Genomic DNA, 21811 nt, shown 5'->3' on the forward strand with positions numbered 1-21811 from the left:
GCAAATGCAAGTTAGATGCATCTGGCTTTCGCCGCCTCGCTAACGTTGCCTGCGCTTTTTTCAGGATCCACGCTCTTGGGCTGTGACAGCTCTTCGGGTGCTGCGCACGGCTCGGTTGGTAAATGGCCTTACTGACTTGCGGGGTGCTTTGGTTTTCGATGGCACCCTATCGTTCTGGTCTTCATGCGCGAGAGAACCTCCATGGGCCGTCGATCGCTTCACACCGCAGAAGAGCTGAGGGAATTGATCATCGGGGCATCAACCGAGCTGATCCAGCAGTCTGGACTCGGCGGGCTTTCAGCCCGAGAAATTGCCCGGCGCATCAATTACTCGCCGGGCACGCTCTACAATTCCTTCGAGAACCTGGACGATCTCGTTCTCACCATCGAGGGACGCCTGCTCGACGGCTTGCTGCACGCTCTGGCATCGGTGCCGCAGGGCGGTGATCCGCGCGAGCGGGTTCACCAGATCGCCAATTGCTATCTGGCGTTCGCGGCGCGAGATCCCAATCTCTGGAACCTTCTGTTCGAGCACCACATCCCGTCCTCCCGGACCGTGCCGGACTGGTATCGCCAGAAGCTCGAAGCGCTGATGGGGAAGGTGGAGGACGCCTTGCTTCCTCTCTCCGAAGGGCTCAGCCCCGAAGAGGTGCGCCGTGCGGCGCGCGTGCTATGGGCGGGCATGCACGGGATCTCGTCTCTGTCGGCCGCGGACAAGCTCTCGATCATTGCGGCAGACGACGCGAGCGTGCTGATGGACGATCTCGTGCGGAACTATCTCGTAGGGTTCGAGGCGCAGCAGCGTAGTCACCGTGAAGGCGGCGAAGCCCGGCACGCCTAGCGCTTCGCTCGCTCAACTCGCGCGCGTCGATGATCCCGCGTCTCGCTTCTTGGCTGCTACCCAGCGTCACCTCTAGGGCGTCGTCTTGGGGGCTTCCTTCTGCGTGGGCGCGGCCGGAATCGCGCCCGTCGTGATGTCGGACGCTGGCGGCGTGGCGGCGATATAGCTCGGCACCTTCACCAAGCCGAACCAGCTCTCCTTGGGCAGCATGCGCTCGTTGAGCCCCGCCCACATATCGCGCGAGGAGAGGCCCGAGACGAATGCGCTGGGGGAAGGGGCGAGCCAGACGGCGAGCGCCAAGGCCGTGGCCATGCCGGCCGTCGCGTAGGGGTAGCGGCGGTCCACGAACTTGAGAGCCGTTCCGAAGGAGGACTTGATGCGCGTGTCCATCACGTCGACGGAATAGATCTCGTCGAGGGTGAGGTGCACGAGGTAGCCCACGAACATGAAGCCGCCCGCGAGCCAGGCGACGCCGGCATGTCTGTCGAGGACGTGGCCGAAGACGACGGCGGTGGCCGCCGAGCAGAACAGGGCGGCTATGATGGAATGCCAAATGCCGCGATGGACGGCGAGATTATGGAAGGCGGTGTGCAGCCCGTAGCGTATCAGCACCAGGGTGCCGAGCCACAGGATCCAGAGTTCCGCGATCGAGAAGCGGCCCGCAGCCGAAAACAGCACCGCGAACGAGAAGAAGATGCCGAGGCCGGAGAACATCGCACGGCTGGGCCGGCTGTCCTTGAGATCGATGTCGGGCAGCACCGAGCCCAGCACGCCCGCCATCGTGACCGCGATCAGGTTGTCGGGCGCGATGACGTCTGCGGCCAGTGTCAGCGTAGCCAGCGCGCCAGCGACGATGGTTCCTGCCGCGATGTGTGTCGTGAAATTAGCCATGGCGAAGCGCTCCTCGATCCGAAGCCATGCGCCGGCTTGCACCCCGCGGCGCTCATCCCATGCCTTCGGACCAGATTCGCGCACCAGGAGGGAGCTTGGGCGGTGCAATCGGTGTGGATAACACGCGTTCGCGCCGTTCCCCCGGAGAAGGGCGCTGAGACGCCGCAGGACGTGAGGGGTGGCGCTCGGCTTCCAACTCTGGCAGGAGAAGCCTCAGCTGCGCGCAATCGCGCAATCCTATCATAAGCTTGGACGACGGGACTTGCGGTGGCGGACCTGCGCACGACGAAAACAGTTCACCTGATCGGCTTCGCCAGCATTTTCGTGGCTCTGGCCGTCATGGGGCTCAAGTACGCCGCCTACCGGGTGACGGGCAGTGTCGCGCTCTACTCGGATGCGCTCGAGAGCATCGTCAACCTCGTCACTGCGGTCGCGGCGCTGCTCGCGATCAACATAAGCTCGCGTCCCGCCGACAAGAACCACCCGTTCGGCCATCACAAGGCCGAGTATCTCTCGGCGGTGCTCGAAGGGGTTCTCATCGTCGTTGCGGCCATCCTCATCATGCGCGAGGCCTACGACGCGTTCCTGAGGCCGCGCGAGATCTCCGAGTTTGGCTACGGTGCGCTGCTCAGTGTCCTCGCGACGGCCGGGAACGGCGGGTGGTCCGCCTTTCTGATCCGGCGCGGAAGGGCCTTGCGCTCGCCGGCGCTGGTTGCGGACGGGTGGCATCTCCTTACGGACGTGATGACCTCGGCAGGCGTGGTCGCCGGGCTGCTGCTGGCCTGGGCCACGGGTCTCAAGGTGCTCGATCCGCTGCTTGCGGTGGCTGTGGCCGCCTACATTCTCTGGAGCGGATCCAAGATCGCCGTGACCTCCATGAGCGGACTACTGGACGAGGCGGCGGATGGCGATATCGAGGCGCGCATTCGCGCCGCGATCAAGCGGAGCGGGAACGGCGCGCTGGAAGCCCACGACGTGCGTACCCGGCAGGCGGGGCGTGCCATCTTCATCGAGTTCCATCTTGTCGTGCCCGGCAGCATGACGGTGCACGCGGCACACGAGATCTGCGACAGGCTCGAAGCCGAGATCGAGGCGGAGATCGAAGGCTCGGAGGTGGTCATTCACGTCGAGCCTGAGCATAAGGCCAAGGATCATTCCAAGGGTACGATTCCGCTCTGACGCGCGGGATTTTGGCCATCTGCCCTAATTGATCACCCATCGCGGTGCAGTGTAGGGCCCTTTCGAGCGGAGCGCGCCATCTGATATGATGGGATATGCGTCACGCCGCTTCATTCGGGCCGCGCCGATCGGGTCTGCCGCACACCAGACCCATGGAGGCATGAGCCAAAAAGAAAGATGGCCGTCATGACACTCCGCCCATTTGCCGCAAGCCTGTTGCTGCTGTTCTGCTCCGTCTCCATCGTCAACGCCGCGCCTCAGGAACCGATCGGCTCCACCTTGTCGGTAGTCAATCTGGTGACAGCGGCCTTCAATCGCGATACGCGCACGCTGAGCACCGGAGACCGCGTCAACCAGGACGAGACCATCGAGGTGGGCCTCGATGCCTCGAGCGAGCTCAAGCTCGACGACGAGACCAAGCTGGCGCTGGGGCCCGGCTCGCACCTCACGCTCGACAAGTTCGTCTACGATCCCGCGAAGTCGAAAGGCTCCATCGTGCTCGACCTGGTGAAGGGCACGTTCCGCTTCATGACGGGCGTGGCCGAGAAGCCGACCTACGTTATCAAGACGCCCGCGGCCGCGATCACCGTGCGCGGCACCGTGTTCGACGTCTATGTGCAGGACGATGGGCTTTCGTGGCTGCTGCTGCACGAGGGCGCGATCCAGGTTTGCAATCAGCGCGGGCAATGCCGCGAGCTGAACGAGCCCGGCAAGCTTATCCGCATCACCGGAGACGGGGACGTGGGCTCGCCCGTCAAATGGGCGTCGCTCCCGGGGAAGGATACGGTTCCATTCGACACGGCGTTTCCGTTCGTCGCTAAGACGCCAAGCATCGATCCCAATCCCGTCTTCACGCGCGACGTGATCATTCTCGGCAACCTTCCCACGCCCGAGAAGCCCAAGAAGAAGACGGAGACCACGAAACCCACCAAGCGCGTGGAGCGCACGCGGACCACGCCGACCGAGACAAAGACGAAGCCGAAGAAGACCCGCACGGCGAAGAAGAACAGCTCCGATGACGACAGCAACATCGTCAAGGGCATGGACATCGTGATCGGGATTGGCGGCGGGATCGGGCGCGGCGGCTACAAGGGCGGCGGCGGCGGACGCGGCATGGACAGCCCGATGCGGGGCGGCCGGACCGGCGGCAAGTACTAGAGCGTACCGCGATCCGATAGACTCGGATCGCACGCTCCAGCTTTTTTGATTTGTCGTATTTTCTAGCGGCCCACCGCTCCTTGCCGGCAGATGCGCCTTCAAAGGCGTATCTGGATTCCGGCCTTCGCCGGAATGACGTCATCGGGCGGACGCCCACGCGTCGACATCCTCACGGAACCGTCAGCCCGACGCAGGTCGGGCTCCAGCCACGTCTCAGTAAAAACCGACCGCCAGTTTCTGGGACGCTCTGTGCTCGAAGGCTCGGATCGCATGCTTTTGGATTGGCCGGAGTGTCTTGCGACGAACCGGCTGGATTGGCGTCCTCTCAGGACCTAAGCGCGGCCTCGTAGGTGTCGAGCAGAGCGTCGATCGAGACCGGGGATGCGGTTCTCGCGAGCGTCCGGCAGGCCGCGATCTCGCTCGCGGCCGTTGCGGTGTCTCGTCTCTCGAGGGCTGCGCGCAAAGCCGCGTAGCGGGCGGAGAGCGCCTTGAAGTCCGGTGTGGCCGCCAGCGTGTCGTCGCCCACGAGCGCGAACAACCGCTCCGGGCGATCCTTCCCGCGCAGGCGTGCCGCGGTCTCGATCTCGAGGAAGGCAAAGCCCACCGCCTCGCGTGCGGTGCGCTCGCCGGCGATGATGGGAGCGCCGTAGATCTTGGTCGCGTCCTCGATGCGGGAGGCGACATTCACGGCGTCGCCGAGCACGGAATAGTCGAAGCGCTGGGGCGAGCCGACGTTGCCTACGCAGCAGGGGCCGGTGTTGAGGCCGATGCCGATGCGGACCGGATGATGGGGGATGGCGGCTGCGGCGCAACGCGCGGCCTCCTCCCGGTTGAGGCGATCCATGGCTTTCTGCATGGCGAGCGCGGCACGGCAGGCGTTGGCGGCGTGATCGCGATCCGGCACCGGGGCGTTCCAGAAAGCCATCACCGCATCTCCCATGAATTTGTCGATGGTGCCGCGGTGATCGAGGATGATCTCCGAAAGCGGGGTGAAGAGGCGGTTGACGAAGCGGATGAGCGTTTCCGCGTCCATGCCTTCGGAGAGGCGGGAGAAGCCGCGAACGTCGGCGAACAGCAGCGTGACCTCCCGCGTCTCCCCGCCGAGCTTGAGCCGAGTGGGATCGGCGGCCAGTTCCTCGACCAGGGGCGCGGCGACGTAATGCCCGAACGCGCGTTTCACGCGGGCGCGGTCGGTCTCGGTGCGAATGAAGGAGAGGAGAGAACCCGAGAGATAGACGGCGAGCAGGGAGAGGGAGGGATAGACGGGGTCGAACAGGTAGCCGCTTTCGGCGAAGGCCAGCCATGAGCCCAGTGCGACGGCGGCGATGGCGGCGACGCCCGCGAGGGCGGCGGCGAGCGGGCCCAAGCGGCGGATGAGACCCGCGACGAGAGCGCCTGCCGCGAGGAGAAACAGAATCTCGGCGCCCGTGGCGAGCGCAGGGCGCGTGAGGTGTGCGCCGGAGAGCATCTGCTCGATGGCCTGGGCGTGGATTTCCACACCGGGCACCGATGAGGCGAGGGGCGTAGCTCTCAGATCGAGAAGGCCGGTGGCGCTCGCGCCGATCAGGACGTGGCGTCCGGCGAAGTCGTTCGGATCGAAGCTGCCGTCGAGGATTTTATGGGCGGACACGTAGCGGCGCGGATCGGGGCGTGCGTAGTTGAGCCAGAGCTGGCCGTCGCTGGCGGTGGGGAGCACGGTCGCGCCGACACGGACCGTTTCGACGCCGGTCTGCTGGCCGAACGCGAGCACGCCGCTACCGCCGGAGGATCGGACGAACGCCGTGGTCTCGCCCATGCCGGTCCGGAGCGCCTCCAGCGAGAGGGTGGGATAGAGTGTGCCGGAGAGCGTGGCCAGGAGAGGAACCTGGCGAACGATCTGGTCTGCTGCGGGCAGCCAGTTGACGGCACCGATGCCCGCGGCTGGCGCGGCGAGTGCTGCGAGCGGCTCGATGGCGCCCGCGAACGACGGGACGAAGAGTGCGGGGTCGTCGCCGGCAGTCGCGAAGCGTGCCTTGGGCGGCCGGGGTGCGGGTCTGGCCGTCGCGTCTCCCGCGACGCCAAGCACCACGGGGAGGCGGGCCGCCGCGGTGGCCAGAAGCGTGTCGTTGGACGGCAGCGCGGCCAGCTCCGCCACGATGGGGGCGAGCTCGGCGCGGTGCTCGGCCTGGCGGGCGAGGGCTTCGGGCGAGAGGCGATCGGGCTCGGCGAGGATAAGGTCTATCGCGACGGTCTTGGCGCCGGCGTCCGCGAGGCGCTCGACGATGCGGGCAAGCTCGGAGCGTGGCCAGGGCCATTGGCCGATGGCGGCGAGCGACACCTCGTCGATGTCGACGATGCGGACGGGGAAAGCGGGATCGGCTTCGCGCGGCTTGAGGTTGAGGTAGCTGTCGAAGATGGAGAGGCGCAGGCGTGCGACAGGGCTCGGGTCGAGGATCCGCAGTGCAACGGCGAGCCCCAGAACGGCCGCCGTGACGAGGACGTGCAGAGAGGGACGGCGCAGGGTCATCGCCAACTCAACCTTTGCATCAGAGGATGCATGTCCGGACCACGGCTCTCGCGGGGCGACGTCTCATCGTTCGGCAGCGAGCGTATCGTCTCTCTGTTCGGCCGGTCAGATGACGACCGTCGCCTTCGGACCCATGGCTGCCTGCACAGCCTTCAGGGGCCGCGCTGCGCGCCAGACGTTCTCGATGCGGAACTGCTCGTGGCCGCCGCCGAAGATCGAGAGCTTGGCGTCGATGTCGCTGGTGCCGAGCCCCAGGATGCCGAGGCCCAGCAGCTTGTGGGCGATGATGTCGTCGCTGTAGCGGGTCAAGCGGATGTGCATGACGGACCAGCTTTCCGGCGCGCGGCCCAGCACGCTTCCGAACATCTGGACACGCTCCACCTGCGTGCCGCGGACGCGCCAATAGCTCAGCCGGTCGACGATGAAGACGATGACGAACCAGACGATGAACAGCACCGAGGAGACCAGCAGGTAAAATGCGAGGTTCATGTGCACGAGAAGCGCGGGCGGCTCCGACCAGAGGCCGGGCGTGTTCATGACGACGTAGGTCGCGGCCCCGGCGCCGCCCATGAGGAGGAGCAACAGCAGCGCGTTGACGCCGCGTGCGCGCACCGAGGTGGCGACGATCACGAGCAGCAGGAGCAGTGTGAAGGAGAGGCCGACCCACGCGCTCGTATGAATGAAGAGGGGTTTTGCGTTCTGGCCTAAGGTGAGGCGCTCGCCCTGAAAATAGGTGAGGGCTGCGCAGAAGAAGCCATAGGCCCAGACGACCCACCAGTAGATGATGGGAGAGTGGGCGTAGATGCGGATTTCCGGGGCGCCTTGCGGCGCGGGCGCGGGTGCAGTTGCCTGGTCCGGCATTGCCATTGCGAGACGTCCTCCCCGTTTTATCGGGCGAACTGTCGCACCGGCTCCCGCAGCCTGTCAACGCAGGCTGACGGATATGACGATGTGGCAACAGTAGAGTTAACGGAGGCCGTATCAGCCGTTTCGGACGACCGTGCCCCAGAGGTCGTAGTCGTCGGCCTCGTCGATGTGAGCCTGCACGATGTCGCCGGGCTTCAGTTTCTGCTCGCCGTTGAGAAAAACACTGCCGTCGATCTCGGGCGCGTCCCACTTCGAGCGGCCGGTCGCGCCCTCCTCGTCGATCTCGTCGATGATGACGTCGATGGTGGTGCCGACGCGCGTTGCCAGGATTTCTTCCGAGACTTCCCGCTGCGCCGCCATGAAGCGATGCCAGCGCTCCTCCTTCACCTCTTCGGGCACGGCGCCCTGCAGCTCGTTGGCCTTGGCGCCCGAGACCGCCTCGTACTTGAAGCAGCCGACGCGGTTCAGCTTCGCCTCTCGCAGCCAGTCGAGAAGGAATGAGAAGTCCTCCTCCGTCTCGCCGGGGAAGCCGACGATGAAGGTGGAGCGGACGGCGAGATCCGGGCAGACCTTGCGCCAGTTGGCGATGCGTTCGGCCGTCTTCTCCTGATGCGCGGGGCGGCGCATGGCCTTCAGCACGGCCGGAGAGGCGTGCTGGAAGGGGATGTCGAGATAGGGGAGGATCTTGCCCTCCGCCATCAGGGGGATCACCTCGTCCACGTGCGGATAGGGGTAGACGTAGTGCATCCGCGTCCACACGCCGAGCTCGCCGAGCGCGCGGGACAGATCGAGGAACTTCGCCTTGAGCGGCGCGCCCTTCCATTGGCTCTCGGCATACTTGATGTCGAGGCCGTAGGCGCTCGTGTCCTGGCTGATGACGAGCAGCTCCTTCACGCCTGCCTTCACGAGGCGCTCGGCTTCCGCCATCACGTGGCTGGCGGGGCGGCTCGCGAGATCGCCGCGGATGCTCGGGATGATGCAGAAGGAGCAGCGATTGTTGCAGCCCTCGGAAATTTTCAGATAGGCGTAGTGGCGGGGTGTGAGACGAAGGCCCTCGGGCGGCACGAGGTCCACGTAGGGATCGTGCAGCGGCGGTACGGCATCGTGCACGGCCGTGACTACCTGCTCGTACTGGTGTGGGCCGGTGACGGCGAGGACGCCGGGGTGCACCTCGCGGATGCGACCCTCCTCCACGCCCATGCAACCCGTGACGATCACGCGCCCGTTCTCGGCAATAGCCTCGCCGATGGCGTCGAGGCTCTCCTGCTTGGCGCTGTCCAGGAAGCCGCAGGTGTTGACGACGACCACGTCGGCGCCCGCGTAGTCGGGGGCAACCTGATAGCCTTCGGCGCGCAGCTTGGTGATGATGCGTTCGCTGTCCACCAGCGCCTTGGGGCAGCCGAGCGAGACGAAGCCCACCTTCGGGGCCGGTTTCGGCTCGCGCTGGGCAGGTGCAGGGGATGGATTTGCCGGGGCTCGGACGGTCATTCTAGGCCTTGAAGCGCGTGAAAGCGGCCTTCTACCACAGGTTCGGTTTCTGTGGAGCCCTCTGGTGAAGAGGCCGCAGGCGCGGGCGGGTCACCGATCAGCTAAACCCCTGTAACCTTGATTAAAAGTGCCAGCGCCGACGTTGCGAGCAGGACGCCCGGGATATCCCAGCGGCGCTTAAAGATCAGGACTGCCGCGACGGCCGAGAGGGCCACCACGCGCCAGTCGAGCGACGTCCACGCGGGGGTCCAAAGCTTCAAGTAGCCCCATTCCACGAGATCGACCTCGGCGAAGAAGACGTGGAGCGCGAACCAGACCGCGAGATTGAGGATCACCCCCACGACCGCCGCCGTGATGGCGGTGAGCGCGCCCGCGAGGCGTGGCTGGTGTGTGATCCAGTCGATGTAAGGCGCGCCGGCGAAGATCCAGAGGAAGCAGGGGGCGAAGGTGGCCCACACGGCGACGAAGGCGCCGAGCAGCCCCATGACGAGTTGCGGCTCGCCGCCGTTCCGGTAGGCGGCGAGATACCCGACGAACTCGGTCACGAGGATGAGCGGTCCCGGCGTCGTTTCCGCGAGACCCAGCCCGTCGAGCATCGCGCCCGCATCGAGCCAGCCGAAGCGGGTCACGACATCTTGCCCCATGTAGGCGAGCACGGCGTAGGCGCCGCCGAAGGTGACGACGGCGAGCTTGGAAAAGAAGAGGCCGAGCTGTGACAGCACGTGCTCGCGGCCGAAGACGGCGGAGATGATTGCGAGGGGTGCGACCCAGATTGCGCTCCAGAGGGCGATCGTGCGCAACGTCTTCGCCGTGGAGATGAGAGGAGACGCGTATGCGGTTTTGGCTGCCGCGATTGCGCTCGGGACATGGAAGAAGCCGAACAGCGCGGCGGCGAGCACGATGAGCGGGAAGGGGGCGGCGAGGAAGAAGATCGCGAGGAAGGAGAGACCTGCGATGAGCCAATGCACGCTGAGCTTGAGCGCGCGCCGCGCGATGCGCAGGAGAGCTTCGATCACGATGACGAGGACCGCGGCCTTGATGCCGAAGAAGAGGGCTTCCACAAGCGGCACGTTGCCGAACGCGGCGTAGATCATCGAGAGGGCGAGAACGATGAGCGCGCCGGGCAGCACAAACAAAAGGCCGGCCGCGAGCCCGCCCGCAAAGCCGTGGAGCCGCCAGCCGACGTAAGTGGCCAACTGCATCGCCTCGGGGCCGGGCAGCAACATGCAGAAGCTCAAGGCGCTGAGATAGCGGCGCTCGTCGAGCCACTGTTTCTCATCCACGAAAACGCGATGCATCAGGGCGATCTGGGCCGATGGACCGCCGAAGGACAGAATGCCGATGCGCGCGAACGTGGCCAGCGCCTCTCGGAACGACGGCGCAGAGACGGGTTCATGCTGCATCGAATGGGTTCGAGAAGGGATCTCGCTCGACATACGTACTCCTTCAGCCGGACGGCCGATGGAGCGACGCTTGGGCGAATGCCTGACGGGGCGGTCGCAGTGGGAGCCCCATGGTCTGCGGTGCAAGATTATCGCGGCCCGCGGCCGCTCTTCAAGCCGCAAGGAGAGCGGCGCGAGACTTCCGTTCGAGCAGAAATATTGTCGTAGTTCTTTTACACGGATGTGACGGACACCAGCGGAGGCGGCTATTTCCGCAGCCCGTCGAGAAATGGCTTCATGGCGGCGAACCACTTGTCCGCCATCTTCTGCTGGCCTTGCGGATTGGGATGCGCCCAATCGAAGGTGTCGGAGCCGGGCTCGCCCGGTCTTTCATGCCAGTCGATGAAGTGGGGCACGGTGACGACAGGGGAGTCCGCGGTGCTGATCCGCTGGGCCAGTTCATCCAGCAACGGGCGTGAGGCGCGCGCGTTGCGGCCGTTGGCGATCATGTGTCCGATCAGAATGACCACGTGCGGGTTCTTCTCGCGCAGCATGGCGATGATGTCCTCAAGCGGGCGAATGATGGCGCGCCGGTAGCTCCAGGCGTGCTCGTCATTGCTGCCGAGGTGAATGAGGGCGATGTCGGGCGCGGCCGGATAGGTGGTCATCCAGCCTTTGAGGTTGTCGCGCACCTCCGACGTGGTCCAGCCGTAATGGCCTTCATGGTCGAGGTCGAACGGCACGCCGTTCTTGTCGGGCCAGACGGCGTCCGCGTTGAGACCGGCGTGAAGCGAGCCGATGAAGTCTACCGGGTATCCGGCGTCCTTCAGCATGTAATAGAGGGGATAGCGGTAGGTGTATTCGGGCCGGTCGTTTCGGCCGCCCTGAGTGATCGAGTCGCCCAACGGCAGGACGTAGATCGGTCGCGTGCCGGATTGAGGAGCGGTGGCGGACGCGGCGGTATCGGCGAGCGCGTGCGAGGCGAACACGAGGAGGCAGGCGACGGCCCACGCGGCCCCGTGCAGGCAAAACCGCGCAGCGGATGGGGGGATGCGTGCTTGTGTGCGGGTGCGGATGATCATGGCGTGGCCCGGACTCGCCCGCGCCGCGAACCCTGGCAGTGAGACGCGGTCGACAGTCTCCACACGGAGACAAGCACGCGGACACGGTTTTGGCACCTTAAGGCGCGGGCTGGGGTTAATCCCGGCGCCTCACCGGCTCACGATTTGGTTCTGGCAAAGGTGCCGGGCGCGTCCTCGATGACGCCGAGGTTTTCGCCGGGCTCGCGGGGAGCCGTCCAGTCGCCGGAGTACTTGGTCAGCCACTCGACCCAGTACGGCCACCAGGAGCCGGGATGCTCCTTGGCCATGCGGACCCACTCGTCGAGCGTATCGGCCGCCGCCTTGTTGGCGGTCCAGTACTGGTACTTCATCTTGTCGGGCGGATTGACAACACCGGCGATGTGGCCCGAGCCCGCCAGCACGAACTCGACCGGGCCGCCGAGCAGTTTCGAGCCGATGAACACGGACTTGGCGGGTGCGATGTGGTCTTCCTTGGTCGCCAGCTCGAAGACAGGCAGCTTCACCTTCTTGAGGTCGAGCTTTACGCCGGCGAGTGTCATCTCACCCTTGGCAAGCTTGTTCTCGTTGTAAAACTCGCGCAGGTAGAAGGCGTGGTTGGCGGCGGCCATGCGCGTCGAGTCCTGGTTCCAGTAGAGCAGGTCGAACGGGAACGGCTTCTTGCCGAGCAGATAGTTGTTGACGATGTACGGCCAGATGAGGTCGCGCGGCCGCATCATGTTGAAGACGTTGGCCATGCGCGAGCCATCGAGGAAGCCGCGCTCGGCCATCATCTCCTGCAGGCTGGTGAGCTGGCTGTCGTTGGTGAAGAGCAGCAAGTCTCCCGCCTTCGAAAAGTCGAGCTGCGTGGTGAGGAACGTCACCGAGCGGAACGGCTCCTCGCCGCGGGCGGCGAGATAGGCGAGCGTTGAGCCGAGCAGAGTGCCGCCCACGCAGTAGCCCACCACATTGATTTTCTCGACGGCGGTTTCGCGCTTCACGGCATCGGCGGCAGCAAGAATGCCTTCGAGCATGTAGTCCTCGAAGGTCTTGTGCGCGAGGCGCTCGTCCGGATTCACCCAGGACACGACGAAGACCGTGAAGCCCTGATCGACCGCGTACTTCAGAAGGCTCTTCGGCGGCGTGAGATCGAGGATGTAGTATTTGTTGATCCAGGGCGGCACCACGAGCAGCGGAACCTCGCGCACCTTGTCGGTGCTCGGCGCGTACTGGATGAGCTGGAATACGTCGTTCTGGAACACCACCTTGCCGGGCGTGGTGGCCAGGTTCTTGCCGACCTCGAACGCGGTGGTGTCCGTCTGGCTGATCTTGAGCAGATCGCCGGACTTCTCCATGTCGTGCACCAGGTGGGCCATGCCCTGCACGAGGTTCTGCGCGTTGGTGGCAAAAGTCTCGCGGACGACTTCCGGATTGGTCATCGGGAAGTTGGAGGGAGAGAGCGCGCTCGAGAGCTGGCGCAGATAGAACTCGGCCTTGTGGCGCTCCTGCTCGTCCAGCCCCTCGGTCTGCTGAAGCACATCCTCGGCCCAATGGGTCGTGAGCAGATAGGCCTGCTTCCAGAAATCGAAGTAGGGGTTCGAGGACCACTCGGGGTCCTTGAAGCGATTGTCGGATGGCTCCGGCTCGGCCACCGGATCGACCTTCTCGCCCAGGAGGCGGCGGATCGAGTTGTTCCAGAGATCGAGATAAGAGGTGACGAGCGCGGTCTGGGCTTCGGCCAGCTTGCTCGGGTCCGTGAGCCAGAGGCGGGCGATGTCGGCCAGAGTCTTGGTCGCCTCGTTGACCTCGCTCGCCGCCGAGAAAGGGCTGATCTTGGCGTCAGGCCGCTCGAGGAACTCGGCCATTGCGCGCCCGCCCTCCTCGAAAAGGCGCAACATGTTGCGCGCGAACTCCTCGGGGTTTTCGATCCGGTAGGGAGTAGTGGGCGAGGTAGTGTCTTGGGTCATGGCCACCAAGATAAGAGGTCCATGTGACAACGCCTAGTAGGATGAAAGGAGTACGCGCAAAACGGGCGAGATGTGCACAGCTCCAGGGCCTCCCGGCCCCTGCCTCTGGACGTTTATGCCCGGCTCAGCGTAAATACAGGGAGCTGGAGCCCCGCGGTTTCCTGGCCGGATGGCGGGTGACCGTCGTGCGCCCGGATGACCATGTGCTCGGACGACCGCCGCGTGCGATACGCTGCCCCAGGACCGGCTGTCGTGCGCGTGCCGCAACAAGCCAAGAGATGATCTCGTGATCGACGACTTCCACCGCATCAAGCGCTTGCCGCCTTATGTTTTTGCCGAAGTGAACCGCCTCAAGGCGTCGGCGCGAGCGCGCGGGGCGGACATCATCGACCTCGGCATGGGCAACCCCGATCTGCCGACGCCGCAGCACATCGTCGAGAAGCTCGTCGAGACCGTGGCGAAGCCCCGGACCCACCGCTACTCGGCGTCGAAGGGTATTCCTGGTCTGCGCCGCGCTCAGGCCGCCTACTACGAGCGCCGGTTCGGGGTGAAGCTCGATCCGGAGACGCAGGTGGTCGCGACGCTCGGCTCCAAGGAAGGCTTCGCCAACATGGCGCAGGCGATCTCTGCGCCGGGTGACGTGATCATCGTCCCCAATCCCACCTATCCCATTCACGAGTTCGGTTTTCTGATCTCGGGCGCGGTGCTACGGCACGTGCCGGCCGGGAACGGCGACGATTTCCTGCGCGCGGTCGATCATGCCGTGCGCCATTCGATTCCGAAGCCGCTCGCCGTGGTGCTGTCCTATCCGTCTAACCCGACGGCGATGACGGCCGATCTCGCTTTCTACAAGGAGGCGGTTGCGCTCGCGAAGAAGCTCGACCTGATCATCCTCTCCGACCTCGCCTATTCGGAGATCTACTTCGACGACAATCCGCCCCCTTCGGTGCTGGAGGTGCCGGGCGCGATGGACATCACCGTCGAGTTTACGTCGCTCTCCAAGACCTACAACATGCCCGGCTGGCGCATGGGCTTCGCCGTCGGCAACGAGCGGCTGATCGGTGCGCTCGCCCGCGTCAAATCCTATCTCGACTACGGTGCGTTCACGCCCATCCAGGTGGCGGCGGCCGCAGCCCTCAATGGGCCGCAGGACTGCGTCGAGGAGATCCGCAAGACCTACAAGAGCCGCCGGGACTGCCTGGTGGAGAGCTTCGGCCGTGCAGGCTTCCCGGTTCCTCCTCCGCCGGCCACCATGTTCGCCTGGTGCCCCATCCCCGAGCCGTTCCGCGCGCTCGGCTCGGTGGAGTTCGCTAAGCTCTTGATTGAAAAGGCGGATGTTGCCGTTTCGCCCGGCCTCGGCTTCGGCGAGTACGGCGAGGGGTATGTGCGCATCGCCCTGGTCGAGAACGAGCACCGTATCCGGCAGGCGGCCCGCTCCATCAAGAAGTTCCTGGCTCAAACACCTGAAACACTGCATAACGTCATCCCAATTCAGCAAAAAGCCAGCCGCTAGTCGTTTCAGATTAACCAGCCATGTCAGAGCCTTTGACCCTCGGCGTTGCCGGACTCGGCACCGTCGGAATGGGCCTCATTCAACTGCTTTCGGCCCATGCGCCGCGCCTCGAGAAGATGCTGGGCCGCCGGATCACGGTGGCCGGCGTTTCGGCGCGCTCGCGCAGCAAGGAGCGGGGCGAGGGACTGGGGGATGCCCGCTGGTTCGACGATCCGGTGGCGCTGGCGAAGGACCCGTCGATCGCGGTGTTCGTCGAGCTGATCGGCGGCGAGGACGGTGTGGCAAAGGCGGCTGTCGAGGCCGCGCTCAAAGCCAAGAAGCACGTGGTGACGGCCAACAAGGCGCTGCTCGCCAAGCATGGCGTCGCGCTGGCCCGCCTTGCCGAAGAGAACGGCGTCGCCCTCAATTTCGAGGCGGCTGTCGCTGGCGGCATTCCGATCATCAAGATGCTGCGCGAGGCGCTTGCGGCCAACGAGGTGCGGCGCGTCTACGGCATCCTGAACGGCACCTGCAATTTCATTCTCTCGAAGATGACGGACGAGAAGCGGGCCTTCGCCGATGCGCTCAAGGAAGCGCAGGAGCGCGGCTACGCGGAGGCCGATCCGTCGTTCGACATCGGCGGTTTCGATGCCGCGCACAAGCTCTCGCTTCTCACCTGCCTCGCCTTCGGCACGACACTCGCTTTCGACCAGATCCACGTGGAAGGCATCCAGCACATCACCTCCGCCGACATCGAGGCGGCGACGGAGCTCGGCTACTGCATCAAGCTACTCGGCGTCGCAGTCGAGACTGCGCATGGGATCGAGGCGCGCGTGACGCCGGTGCTGGTGGCGGAAGAATCCGCGCTCGCGGAAGTCTCGGGCGTTACCAACTGCGTCGGCATCGACGGCGACTTCGCGGGTAACCTTCTGCTCGTCGGTCCCGGGGCGGGCGCGAAGCCCACGGCCTCCGCGGTCGCGAGCGACATCGTGGACATCGCGCGCGGTCTCGTGATGCCGCCGTTCATCCGGCCCACGGCCGCGCTGGAATCCGCCAGGAAGCTCAATCTCAAAGCGCACCAGGGCAACTATTACGTGCGCCTTTCGGTTTATGACCGGCCGGGTGCCATGGCGGCCATCACCAAGCGCATGAGCGACGAGAACGTGTCGCTTGAGAGCATCGTTCAGAGGCGGCCCGGCGCGGTGCATCCGGGCCAGGCCTGGGAGCCGCCGCCCGGCGCGGCGGAGCCGGCCGTCAATGTTATACTCATCACGCACGACACAACCGAGGATGCAATGCGCAAGGCGCTCCGAGCCATCGAGAAGGATGGTAAGGTGACGGAGCGTCCGCAGATGATCCGCATCGAAGATCTTTGAGAGCTGACTTGGGTCAAGGGAACTCCATGGCGAAGGACAATGGCGACGTCGGGCTGGACCGCATGCTGGTGCTTGAGGTCGCCCGTGTGACGGAGGCGGCGGCCATCGCGGCGGCGCGTCTCTCCGGCAGGGGCAACGAGAAGGCGGCGGACAAGGCCGCGGTGGACGCCATGCGCCACGAGCTGGGGCGCGTCTCTCTGCGCGGCACCGTCGTCATCGGCGAAGGCGAGATGGACGAAGCGCCGATGCTCTATATCGGCGAGGAGGTCGGCAACGGTACGGGGCCGGAGGTCGACATCGCGGTCGATCCGCTCGAGGGTACCACGATCTGCGCCAAGCTGATGCCGAACGCGCTTGCCGTGCTTGCCATCTCGGAGCGGGGCGGCCTGCTGCACGCCCCGGACATGTACATGAACAAGATCGCCGTCGGGCCGGGCTATCCCGAGGGCGTCGTCGATCTCGATGCGCCGGTGCCGCAAAACCTCGCGGCGCTCGCCAAGGCGAAGGGCGTGCCGGTGAGCGGTATCACCGCCTGCATTCTCGACCGCCCCCGTCACGCGGAGCTGATCAAGGCCGTGCGTGAGGCCGGGGCTGCGGTGCAGCTCATCCCCGACGGAGACATCGCGGGCGTGATCTGGACCACCGATCCGGAAGAGACCGGCATCGACATCTACATGGGCTCGGGCGGCGCCCCCGAAGGCGTGCTGGCCGCCGCGGCGCTGCGCTGCATCGGTGGGCAGATACAGGGCCGGCTGATGCCCTCGAACGATGGCGAGCGCGAGCGCGCGCACAAGATGGGCATCACCGACATCCGCAAGAAGTTCACGCTCGCGGACATGGCCTCGTCGGACGTGATTTTCGCGGCGACGGGGGTGACCAGCGGCTCGCTGCTCGATGGCGTGAAATTCCGCGGCCAGACCGCCGAGACCGAGACGCTGATCATGCGCTCGAAGACCGGCACGGTGCGCCGCATCCGCAGCAAGTTCCGCGACTACGGGCAGCGCCTGCCCGCAAGCCGCGACTAGGGGCGTCCGCCTACTTTGCTTCGAGTTTGAAGCCCGGTACGTCGATGCGGACGGCCGTGCGCTGGCTGTCGTAATAGAGATAGCCGAGCACGCCGATGCCGACGAGCAGCAGCGCGATGATCAGGTTTTTCGGGTCGCTCATGGCGGGGCCTTTTCGCTGTGACGGTTCTGCACCTCTGCCATAAGCCCGGCGAGGGAACAAGCGCGGCCGCTGTGGACGATACATCCTTAGGGAATCGCCTTCCTGGGCCGGGCGTGGGAGCCTTGCCTATTGCGAATCGGGCGGGGGCATCTCGGATATGACGGCACTTCGGAAAGCGCGCGTCTCTCAGCAGGTAGAGCCTGCGGAGGCGGCATTCCTGGGGGTGGTTCAATCGGCGCGGGGCTACCGGTGGAGCGAGACGCTGGAGCCCGCCCGCGCCAAGGATGCCATCGCCATCAGCCAGCAGCACAACCTGCCCGAGCTGCTGGGGCGGGTGCTGGCCGCGCGCGGGGTCGGTCTCGACGACGTGCCGGTGTTTCTCGACCCCACGATCCGGGTGCTGATGCCCGATCCATCCTCGCTTACCGACATGGATAAGGCGGCGCGCCGTCTGGCGGACGCGATCACCAAGCGGGAGCCGGTTGCCATTTTTGGCGACTACGACGTGGACGGGGCCTGCTCCTCCGCGCTCATGGCGCGCTTCCTCGCCCACCATGACACGCCGAGCCGCATCTATATTCCGGACCGCCTCACGGAAGGCTACGGCCCCAACGCGTCGGCGTTCGAGCAATTGATCGGCGAAGGCGCGAAGCTGATCGTCACGGTCGACTGCGGCACGACCAGCGTCGACGTGCTCGCTGGCGCGGGCAAGCGGGGCGTGGACGTGGTGGTGATCGACCACCATCAGGCGGACGAGGTGCTGCCCGCGGTGCACGCGCTCGTCAATCCGAACCGGCTCGACGACATCTCCGGGCAGGGACATCTCTGCGCGGCGGGCGTTGTGTTCCTGGTGCTGGTGGCAACGGTGCGCGAGCTTCGCAAGCGCGGCTACTATGCGAACGTTCGCGAGCCGCAGCTCATCGGCGATCTCGACCTCGTGGCGCTGGCGACGGTGGCGGACGTGGTGCCGCTCAAGGGGCTGAACCGTGCCTACGTCACCAAAGGGCTCGCGGTGATGGCGGGCCGCGACAACGTGGGGCTGCGGGCCTTGTCGGATGCGGCGGGGCTCGGCGAGGCGCCGAACGCCTATCATCTCGGGTTCATCCTGGGGCCGCGCATCAACGCGGGCGGGCGCATCGGCGACGCGGCGCTGGGGGCGAAGCTGCTTTCGACCGAGAACGAGGGAGAGGCCGTGCGCATCGCCGCGGTGCTCGACCGCCTCAACAAGGAGCGCAAGGAGATCGAGCAGGCCGCACTCGAGGAAGCCACCGCGGCGGCCGACCGTATGCTCGAGGAGACGCCCGATCTCGGTGTTCTCCTGGTCGGATCGCCCGACTGGCATCGGGGCGTCGTCGGCCTGATCGCGAGCCGCCTCACGGAACGCTTCAAGCGGCCATCCTGCGTGATCTCGTGGGACAAGGACGGCGCAACAGGCGCGATGACGGGGACGGGCTCGCTTCGCTCCGTCTCCGGCATCGACATCGGCGCCGCGGTCCGTCACGCGGTTGCGGCAGGGCATCTGCTCAAGGGCGGCGGGCACGCCATGGCGGCGGGCCTGACTGTGGACCACGCCAAGCTCGACGCTCTCAAGGCTTTCTTCGCGGCGGAGCTCGCGGGGTCGGCGGCGCGTCTCGCCGAGCGCGCGTCCCTTGCCATCGACGGCGCGCTGACGCCTTCGGCGGCAACGGACGCGCTCGTGGATCTCCTCGGCAGGGCCGGTCCCTACGGCCAGGGCAATCCGCAGCCGCGCTTTGCGTTTCCGGCGCATCGGGTGAAGTTCGCGAAGCCGGTCGGGACAGCCCACATCCGCTGTGTGCTGGAAGCGGGCGACGGTTCGCGTCTCGATGCTGTGGCCTTCCGGGCCGCGGGACAGCCGCTCGGTGACCTTCTCATGGAGGCGGCGGGCGGGCTCCCCGTTCATGTGGCAGGACAACTCAGGCGCGATACCTGGGGCGGGCGGAACCGCATCGAGCTGCAGATCGAGGATGCGGCCGATCCGCGGAAGCAAAAGCCTTAATTTCCAGGCGGCTGTGCGCGAAAATGGCGCGCCGGAGCGGAGCGACAGGGCAGCGCTTGCGTCTTGCGGCAAACCTCCCTATACCACCGGCTGCCGTTGGCTGACGCTGTCCGCCGCGAGAACGGTCCCTTCGTCTATCGGTTAGGACGTCAGATTTTCAATCTGAAAAGACGGGTTCGACTCCCGTAGGGACCGCCAGTCTCAACCTAACGTGTTGAGATCGCAGTAATCCGGCAAAATCAGTGGCTTGCAGTCGCCCAGGTGGTATCAATGGGTGGTATCAATCATGCGAGCAATCATGGGTGTGGTGAAGAACCGCAACGGCACCTACGTCGTGCGGAAGAAGGTGCCAGCTGGGCATGAAGAAGCGGTAGCGAGGGTGCTCGCGGATGGTCGCGAGCGCGTGTCATGGCTGCAGCGTTCTCTAGGCACGAAAGACCTGCGCATAGCCAACACGGCAGCTAAGCCGATCATGATGGAGTTCGACGCTTTGCTTGGGAGGGCGTCGGCGCTTGTGAGCCCCATCCCGAAGCGCGAAAGCCTCAGCGCCAGTGAAATCGCGGTGATGGCGGACTACCACTACGCGTCCTTGTTGGCCGAGGATGACGAACTCCGCCGCAGCGGGACCGGCTCGGAGCAGGTCTATCAGGATGTTGCCACACAGCTCGCTGACCTCGGCATTCAGGCGACGACGATGTTTAAGCCCGAGCCACTGCCCGCCTTCGGAATGAGCGAGCGTGAGCTTAAGAAGCATCAGGATACCGTGGATTACGTGGTCCCCGAGGCAAGAGCCGCCTTGGCGCGAGGAGACATCACGTTCGTCGAGGAAGACCTAAACGAACTCATGGAGATCTTCCGGTGTGCCCTAGATCCGAGATCGGAGGCATACAAGGCGCTGGGGATGGCCGTGCTCAAGCGCTACGTTCAGCACCTTGAGGCAATAGGCAAGCGCAATGCTGGCGAGGTCGTAGAAACCCCAAGGATCGTAGAGCCTCCCCAAGATATCGAGGCCGCGGTGCGCCCTTCGGGCACGGACACGTTGGGCGCGGCGTACGAAGGATGGAAGAAGGCGAAGAACCCAACGCAAAGTACCGACCGTGAATTTCGGAATGCCGTTCGACGATTCATCGAGCAGCATGGTGATCTTCGGATCGAAGACATCCGGCGTAGCCACGTCCGCGCGTACCGCGAAGCGCTGCAAATGATTCCGGTAAGGCGATCTGGCCCGCTGAGGACTGCTGATCTTCCAGCCCTAGTGGATTGGTCATCGAAGCACCCAGACGCACCTCGTCTTCAACCCACGTCCATCAACAAGATGCTGGGTGGGGTACAAGCTATCGCTGTATGGTCGCATGACAACGGCTTCACGTCGGATGACCGACCGTGGGCGGACCCGTTCGCGAGGATGCGCTTAGAAGAGCCGGAACCCGACCGCGAGCCTTGGAAGGTCGGCGAACTCAAACTTCTATTCGGGTCGCCTGTGTTTACTGAGAGCTATCGACCTGAGGCAGGGTGCGGCGAGGCGGCGTACTGGCTGCCCTTGCTTGCGCTTTTTACAGGTGCTCGGCAGGGCGAGCTTGCACCGTTGACGGCCGACGATGTGCAAAAGGATGAGCGCACCGGTATCGACTATATCGAGATCAAAGAAGACCGAGAGCGGGGCGCTCGTCTCAAGACCAAATCGTCACGACGCATTGTGCCCGTTCACCCTGAGTTGGTTAGCCTCGGGTTTCTTGATGTAGTCGCCAGCCGACGTAAGGACGGTCTGCGGGCTCCGATCTTCCCGCTGCTAGAGAAGGGAGCGCGGGATGGGTTTGCAGACAATTGGTCGAAGTGGTTCGGCCGCTACCTGACTAGGATCGGCATATCTGACTCCGGTCCCGTGTTTCATTCCTTCCGGCACAACTTCAAAGACGCTCTTCGGTCTAACGGGGAGAGCGAAGACATCAATGACGTTCTGACGGGACATGCGGGAGGTGGCGTTGGGCGGGGATATGGCACCAAGGACAAGGCGTCGCGCTTTGGTATGGTGCGGCTTGCCGATGCCGTGGCGAAGGTGGAGTACCCAGGGTTCTCTCTAATCCACCTTTATTCATCCGAGCACTTGCAATGATGTTGCGTCACTTCGGCTGGCTGCGGAGAGCGAGTTTGGATGGCTCGGCGCGGGCCTTGGAGGGGCAATGCACGGCGGTTTGAGATTGCCAACCCACACAGCCGCTCAGGCGCGACGGGCCTGTACGACTCAATATGGGGCCTGTGACCGGCTGCGACAGGCTGACTCAGTCAGGGCTCGATCGGAGAGGTGTCTGCTAGCAGACCGAGCTGCCCGATCATGCCGCATCTGCCATACGGGACCGATAAGGAGGGGCGTCGACCACGCTCTTACCGGTCCTGTTAGTGGAGGGAAGGAGTGGAAGTATGAT

The 21811-nt window shown here is 65.1% G+C and carries 16 protein-coding genes and 1 tRNA gene; 9 read left to right on the forward strand and 8 right to left on the reverse strand.

Annotation, left to right across the window (positions count from 1 at the left end; translation table 11 throughout):
- The first annotated feature begins 201 nt into the window (after nucleotides 1-201).
- On the forward strand, nucleotides 202-840 hold the full coding sequence (locus PE058_RS08655) for a TetR/AcrR family transcriptional regulator (RefSeq protein WP_020086819.1): 639 nt from the start codon (nucleotides 202-204) through the stop codon (nucleotides 838-840).
- A gap of 72 nt (nucleotides 841-912) precedes the next feature.
- Here the strand turns inward: PE058_RS08655 and PE058_RS08660 are convergent, their stop codons facing one another.
- Nucleotides 913-1731, reverse strand: coding sequence for a metal-dependent hydrolase (locus tag PE058_RS08660; RefSeq protein WP_051113852.1), 819 nt, complete (start codon nucleotides 1729-1731; stop codon nucleotides 913-915).
- 267 nt (nucleotides 1732-1998) lie between these two features.
- Here PE058_RS08660 and PE058_RS08665 point away from each other — a divergent pair, with 267 nt between their 5' ends.
- Nucleotides 1999-2910 (forward strand): cation diffusion facilitator family transporter, encoded by a 912-nt coding sequence (locus tag PE058_RS08665; protein WP_020086817.1) that lies wholly within the window; start codon nucleotides 1999-2001, stop codon nucleotides 2908-2910.
- A gap of 186 nt (nucleotides 2911-3096) precedes the next feature.
- Entirely contained in the window at nucleotides 3097-4068 is a 972-nt protein-coding gene (locus PE058_RS08670; RefSeq protein WP_271030351.1) for a FecR family protein, read from the forward strand.
- Between the two features lie 325 nt (nucleotides 4069-4393).
- Here PE058_RS08670 and PE058_RS08675 read toward each other — a convergent pair whose 3' ends face one another.
- The 6 genes from PE058_RS08675 to PE058_RS08700 all read right to left on the reverse strand — a co-directional run bounded on the left by PE058_RS08675 (nucleotide 4394) and on the right by PE058_RS08700 (nucleotide 13336).
- Nucleotides 4394-6574: a CHASE2 domain-containing protein gene (locus tag PE058_RS08675; RefSeq protein WP_271030352.1), complete on the reverse strand. Its 2181-nt coding sequence runs from the start codon at nucleotides 6572-6574 to the stop codon at nucleotides 4394-4396.
- 105 nt (nucleotides 6575-6679) lie between these two features.
- Nucleotides 6680-7441 (reverse strand): hypothetical protein, encoded by a 762-nt coding sequence (locus PE058_RS08680; protein WP_020086814.1) that lies wholly within the window; start codon nucleotides 7439-7441, stop codon nucleotides 6680-6682.
- Nucleotides 7442-7555: 114 nt separating this feature from the next.
- On the reverse strand, nucleotides 7556-8929 hold the full coding sequence (rimO, locus tag PE058_RS08685; RefSeq protein ID WP_271030353.1) for a 30S ribosomal protein S12 methylthiotransferase RimO: 1374 nt from the start codon (nucleotides 8927-8929) through the stop codon (nucleotides 7556-7558).
- Nucleotides 8930-9030: 101 nt separating this feature from the next.
- The gene (chrA, locus tag PE058_RS08690; RefSeq protein ID WP_271030354.1) at nucleotides 9031-10332 is read right to left on the reverse strand and encodes a chromate efflux transporter; all 1302 of its coding nucleotides are present in this window, start codon (nucleotides 10330-10332) and stop codon (nucleotides 9031-9033) included.
- A 245-nt stretch (nucleotides 10333-10577) separates the two neighbouring features.
- Complete coding sequence (locus tag PE058_RS08695; protein WP_271030355.1) at nucleotides 10578-11393, reverse strand: GDSL-type esterase/lipase family protein; 816 nt, start codon at nucleotides 11391-11393, stop codon at nucleotides 10578-10580.
- A 137-nt stretch (nucleotides 11394-11530) separates the two neighbouring features.
- On the reverse strand, nucleotides 11531-13336 hold the full coding sequence (locus tag PE058_RS08700; RefSeq protein ID WP_026868159.1) for a PHA/PHB synthase family protein: 1806 nt from the start codon (nucleotides 13334-13336) through the stop codon (nucleotides 11531-11533).
- Nucleotides 13337-13622: 286 nt separating this feature from the next.
- Here PE058_RS08700 and PE058_RS08705 point away from each other — a divergent pair, with 286 nt between their 5' ends.
- The 3 genes from PE058_RS08705 to glpX are packed head-to-tail and all read left to right on the forward strand — an operon-like array spanning nucleotide 13623 to nucleotide 17229.
- Entirely contained in the window at nucleotides 13623-14849 is a 1227-nt protein-coding gene (locus PE058_RS08705; protein WP_020086809.1) for an LL-diaminopimelate aminotransferase, read from the forward strand.
- Between the two features lie 20 nt (nucleotides 14850-14869).
- Nucleotides 14870-16204, forward strand: a complete 1335-nt coding sequence (locus tag PE058_RS08710; protein ID WP_271030356.1) for a homoserine dehydrogenase — start codon at nucleotides 14870-14872, stop codon at nucleotides 16202-16204.
- 26 nt (nucleotides 16205-16230) lie between these two features.
- Nucleotides 16231-17229: a class II fructose-bisphosphatase gene (glpX, locus tag PE058_RS08715; protein WP_020086807.1), complete on the forward strand. Its 999-nt coding sequence runs from the start codon at nucleotides 16231-16233 to the stop codon at nucleotides 17227-17229.
- A 10-nt stretch (nucleotides 17230-17239) separates the two neighbouring features.
- Here glpX and PE058_RS08720 read toward each other — a convergent pair whose 3' ends face one another.
- Complete coding sequence (locus PE058_RS08720; protein WP_020086806.1) at nucleotides 17240-17371, reverse strand: hypothetical protein; 132 nt, start codon at nucleotides 17369-17371, stop codon at nucleotides 17240-17242.
- Nucleotides 17372-17528: 157 nt separating this feature from the next.
- On the opposite strand from PE058_RS08720, the gene recJ reads away from it, so the two are divergent.
- From recJ to PE058_RS08735, 3 genes are all read left to right on the forward strand, one after another.
- Nucleotides 17529-19388, forward strand: coding sequence for a single-stranded-DNA-specific exonuclease RecJ (gene recJ, locus PE058_RS08725; RefSeq protein WP_271030357.1), 1860 nt, complete (start codon nucleotides 17529-17531; stop codon nucleotides 19386-19388).
- Nucleotides 19389-19511: 123 nt separating this feature from the next.
- Nucleotides 19512-19586, forward strand: a tRNA-Glu gene (locus PE058_RS08730).
- Between the two features lie 100 nt (nucleotides 19587-19686).
- Nucleotides 19687-21501, forward strand: a complete 1815-nt coding sequence (locus tag PE058_RS08735) for a site-specific integrase (protein WP_271030358.1) — start codon at nucleotides 19687-19689, stop codon at nucleotides 21499-21501.
- Nucleotides 21502-21811: the final 310 nt, after the last annotated feature.

It is taken from the genome of Hyphomicrobium sp. DMF-1, from assembly GCF_027886585.1.
GTDB lineage: Bacteria > Pseudomonadota > Alphaproteobacteria > Rhizobiales > Hyphomicrobiaceae > Hyphomicrobium_C > Hyphomicrobium_C zavarzinii.